The 5047-nt window shown below is 42.8% G+C and carries 4 protein-coding genes; 2 read left to right on the forward strand and 2 right to left on the reverse strand.

The window, feature by feature from the left end:
- Positions 1-80: 80 nt before the first annotated feature.
- Positions 81-1277 (reverse strand): aromatic amino acid transaminase, encoded by a 1197-nt coding sequence (locus EI162_RS13280; RefSeq protein WP_192524793.1) that lies wholly within the window; start codon positions 1275-1277, stop codon positions 81-83.
- A 197-nt stretch (positions 1278-1474) separates the two neighbouring features.
- Positions 1475-2404 carry a LysR family transcriptional regulator gene (locus EI162_RS13285; RefSeq protein ID WP_192524794.1) on the reverse strand — a complete coding sequence of 310 codons (930 nt, stop codon included), beginning with the start codon at positions 2402-2404 and terminating at the stop codon, positions 1475-1477.
- A gap of 155 nt (positions 2405-2559) precedes the next feature.
- On the opposite strand from EI162_RS13285, the gene hppD reads away from it, so the two are divergent.
- Positions 2560-3672 (forward strand): 4-hydroxyphenylpyruvate dioxygenase, encoded by a 1113-nt coding sequence (gene hppD / locus EI162_RS13290; RefSeq protein ID WP_225737003.1) that lies wholly within the window; start codon positions 2560-2562, stop codon positions 3670-3672.
- Between the two features lie 170 nt (positions 3673-3842).
- Positions 3843-4751 (forward strand): phenylalanine 4-monooxygenase, encoded by a 909-nt coding sequence (phhA, locus tag EI162_RS13295; protein ID WP_192524795.1) that lies wholly within the window; start codon positions 3843-3845, stop codon positions 4749-4751.
- Positions 4752-5047 lie beyond the last annotated feature (296 nt).

Consider the following 5047-nt stretch of genomic DNA (forward strand, 5'->3'; position numbering starts at 1 on the left):
CTTTTACATCAATTATGGCTACGTCTGATGCCAGCATACTTTTTAGAACACCACCGATATTTTTAGTGAAATAGTCTATCTTAATCTTTTAAAACGTCTGCCATCGCATTGGCAACATAATCGATGTTACTGGTGTTCAATCCCGCCACACACATACGCGAATTAGAGATCATGTAAATACCAAAATCACTCTGTAAACGTGCGACTTGCTCAGGCGTCAATCCTGTGAAGCTAAACATGCCATTTTGATTGGTAATATAATCAAAGTTACGGTTCGGTATTTTGGCTTCTAACACTGATTTGAGCTTAAAGCGCATGGCTTTAATACGATCGCGCATCGCATAAACTTCGCCAATCCATTGCTCATGTAGCGCTTCGTCATTCATGACGATGTCGACTACACGGCCACCATGTGATGGCGGGCTTGAGTAGATACGGCGTACGGTAGCGTTCAGCTGACCGAAGACGCGCTCAGTTTCATCTACTGTTGGACAAACCACTGATAGACCGCCGACACGCTCGCCATATAGCGATAAGTTTTTGGAGAATGAGTTACTGACAAACAGAGGCAAACCCATATCGACGGCTTTACGTATAGCGTAAGCGTCGCTGTCCATATCTTCGCCAAAGCCTTGGTAAGCAATGTCCATAAATGGAATTAACTCACGCGCTTGAATGACATTTAGCACGGTATCCCACTGCTCGCGAGTCAAATCAACGCCCGTTGGGTTGTGGCAGCAAGGATGTAATAAGACCACATCGTTTTTATTCAACGTCTCAAAAAACGCGATCATTTCATCAAATTTGATGCCACCAGTAGCGGTGTCGTAGTACGGATATTTACCGACTTCGACATCAGAGCCTTCAAAGATAGCAATGTGGTTGCCCCACGTTGGGTCACTGACATAGCATTTAGATTGCGGGAACCATTCATGAATAAATTCAGCACCAACTTTTAACGCACCAGAACCACCAATAGTCGCAATCGTAGCGACTAAGCCATCTTTTAAAATCTGTGCGTCTTTACCAAAAAGTAATGCCTGACAGCCTTTACGGTGTCCTGGTAAGCCTGCCATCGGTAGGTATGGACGCGGCGAAATAGGGTCGGCAATACGCTGTTCAGCCGTTTTTACACAGTCGAGTACAGGCATGACGCCATGTTCATCATAATAAATACCAATGCCTAGATTTACTTTATCGGGATTGTTATCCGCCAAAAACTTTTCCATCAATCCTAAAATTGGATCGCCAGCGTAATAATCGATACGTTCAAACATTTTTTTTCCTTACAATGTATATAAGTACAATATATATAAGTACAAAGGGTATGAGTTAAGGCGCTAAAAAGCATAAACCAGTTTACGGATTAACTCAACGTTAGATTCAGTTATCTTGAATAATTAATAAAACTGTTGATGAGAGCCATTGTGCTTCAAGTATTTTTAAGCGTTGATAATGCCACTGAAGGCAGTGCTTAAATACGCTGTAAGTCATTAAAATGGCTAGAAAAATAGCTCTGTAAAAAACCTTTAAAGGCAATGGTAGCCGGTGATAATGCACGAGAAGAACGCTGATAGATAAAAAACTGCCGCGTCTTAATAGGTTGCGCCAATGGCCTCATTTGTAAGCCATTGGCGCTTACCCAATCTATCACTTCGGGCATATAAGGCAAACATAATGTGATACCGAAACCTTGGCGAGTCATCTCAAGGGCAGTCGACATAAAATTCACCTTATAACGCGCCTGCTGAATATGGTTGACGATACTTTCATCCAGCTCAGTGGTTACTTGCTCAAGAAAAGGACCTTGCAGGGTGATGAGTGGAATGTCTAACAGATCTTGCCACGTGATTTCAGTTTTTTGCGCCAGCGTATGGGTGTCAGGCATGACCACACAAAATGGCAGCTGATATAGCAAATCGGCATTGATGTCATCTTCAGTCTCTATCAGCTCAAGCTCGGTTCCGACGCCCAAATCCACCTCAATATCTTGAACATGTCTCAGTAGGTTTTCGGCTGAACAGTCCAATAACGACACGCTAATCTCGGGATGTATTTTGGCAAATTGAGCGATAACCGCTGGCATGGATGAGGCAGCAAACTGCGAAACAGCCAGTCTTACATTGCCTTGCGCTAAACTCGTCAAACTGCTGGCCTCATTTTCAAACAACTGCATCTCATTCAAAATTCGCCGAGCTTGTGGCAGCAAATGATGCCCTACTACCGATAAAGACAGCTGGCGTGTGGTGCGGTCAAACAATACAATTCCAAGGTTAGATTCTAATTCTTTTATCAACCCACTGACGGCAGATTGGGTCAAATGCATCTGATCGCTGGCACGGGTAAAGCTACCGTTGTCAGCGACTTTGATAAATGCGGTCAATTGGCGAATGCTGATATTCATAAGTAAACCTGATAAATAAATCATAAAAAACAATTAGTCTTATAAATAAACCTAATCTAATATAAATGCATCGTCAATAAGAATTATTGATTGAAATCTATTTTTGGCTGATTTTTAGCGTTTTATACCACCAATTGAAATTAAGGATGATGACAATGTCAGAGTTAAAGGCAGATTTATTTGAAAACCCAATGGGGCTAAACGGGTTTGATTTTGTTGAATTCGCTTCACCTCAACCTGATGCGGTTGACGCATTATTTAAGCAGCTTGGCTTTGCCCATGTTGCCAACCATCGCTCAAAGGACGTTGCGCTTTACCGCCAAGGTGATATCAATCTTATCTTAAACCGTGAGCCAAAAAGCCAAGCCAGCTACTTCGTTGAAGAGCATGGTGCTGGTGCTTGCAGTATGGGTTTTCGTGTCCAAGATGCCAAAAAATCTTATGAGCGTGCAATCGAGATGGGCGCTCAGCCCGTAGACGTGCCAACTGGGGTGATGGAGCTTAGATTGCCTGCTATCAAAGGCATTGGTGGTTCATTGATTTATCTTATCGACCGCTATCAAGACGGCGAATCTATCTATGACGTCGACTTTGAGTTTTTTGCCGATGTAGACAGAAACCCTATTGGTCATGGCTTTAAGGTCATCGATCATTTAACCCATAACGTTTACCGTGGTCGCATGGCTTATTGGGCAAACTTTTATGAGCGTATCTTTAACTTCCGCGAAATCCGCTATTTCGATATCAAAGGCGAATACACGGGTCTGACCAGTAAAGCCATGACCGCGCCTGATGGCAAAATCCGTATTCCATTGAACGAAGAATCAAAGCAGGGCGGCGGACAAATCGAAGAGTACTTGATGCATTTCAATGGTGAAGGCATTCAGCACATTGCCTTGGCCTGTGATGATTTGTTTGCCAGTATTGATAAGCTAAAAGCTGCTGGTATTCCGCTAATGACGGCACCAAATGACACTTATTATCAGATGCTAGATGAGCGTCTACCGAATCATGGTGAAAATGTCTCTGAGCTACAGATGCGCGGTATCTTATTAGATGGTACGACTGAGAGCGGTGCACCACGTTTGCTGCTACAGATTTTTTCTGAAACTATTTTGGGTAGCCCCGTATTCTTCGAATTTATCCAACGCAAAGGTGATTACGAAGATGGTTTTGGTGAAGGTAACTTTAAAGCCCTGTTTGAATCTATCGAGCGTGACCAAGTCCGTCGCGGTACAGTTGGTCAGCCAGAGACTGAAACGCCATAGTTTCCAGTCGGGCTTTAAGTCAATAAAAGCGATAAACGGGCAGGGCAAAAGGATTTTGTCTTGCTCCCCTTTACTCTGTGTCTTGCACACTAGGTTATCAGAATAAATGATGGTTATTGAGCCTACTGGTATCAAAGTACGATATTTATTGTAATAAAAGGAAATTAGGCATGGAACGCCGCCAACATATCACTGCTCATAAGACGGTCAGTGTCAGTACGCTGACCTTTGAAGCATCCACTCGTGACGACGCGACTCATAAAAAGCAACCTTATGTGTCGCGTCAGCCAGACAGTCAAGGTTACATTCATTACAGTGACGATGAAAACGCCATGTGGCAAACGCTGCTGGTGCGTCAAGCCACGCAAATACCCAACCGTGCCTGCTCAGCCTATCTAGAGGGTTTAGATAAGCTAAAACTCCCAAAGACACATATACCCCAACTCCATGATATCGATGACGTGCTGCAAGCGACTACCGGCTGGCAGACGACTGCTGTTCCGGCGCTAATCAGTTTTGGTAAGTTTTTTAAACTCTTAGCCAATAAATCCTTTCCAGTAGCTACCTTTATCCGTCGCTTTGAGGATATGGATTATATTGAAGAACCTGATGTTTTTCATGAAATCGTCGGACATTGTCCGCTGCTCACCCATCCTGCGTTTGCCGCTTTCAATGAGACGTATGGCAAGCTCGGAATCAATGCCAGTAAAGAAGAAAGATGGTTTTTGGCACGACTTTACTGGTTTACCATCGAGTTTGGTTTGGTTGGTAGTCGCCCTGAAAATCGTCGTATCTATGGCGGCGGTATCTTAAGCTCACCGTCTGAAACGGTTTATGCGCTCAGTGATAGTTCTGTGCATCAACCCCAATCTCAATCAAAACAACCAGAGTATAGAGCATTTGATTTGCTCGACGTGTTACGTACGCCTTATCGTATCGATCATATCCAGCCTATTTACTATGTTATTGATGATTTAGATACGTTATTTGACATCGTTGATAGCGACATTATGGGAATGGTCAAACAAGCCATGTCATTAGGTTTATTTGAGCCAACTTACGCTATCGAAAATACCTAATAAAAAATGAATATATATAGTTGATTGATTTTAAAATCGATAGTGCTACAGGAGTAAGTTTTTTCAGCCTCTGTCACGCTTGCAAACAGCAAGCAAGAAAAACTTATAACAGCAGCATCTGGCTATTCACTTTATTACAATCGTATCGCTTTTATTTAGAACGGCCTATAACTTGTTTTAAAAGTAGTAAAAAAGCATCAACACGGACGTATAATCACTAGGGGCTGTATAGAATTGGGAAATAGTTGAAAAAAATAAGCAACGCCTTACACTCTTGTTTACCACAACAAAGAGAA

The organism is Psychrobacter sp. FME6 (assembly GCF_014861365.1).
GTDB lineage: Bacteria > Pseudomonadota > Gammaproteobacteria > Pseudomonadales > Moraxellaceae > Psychrobacter.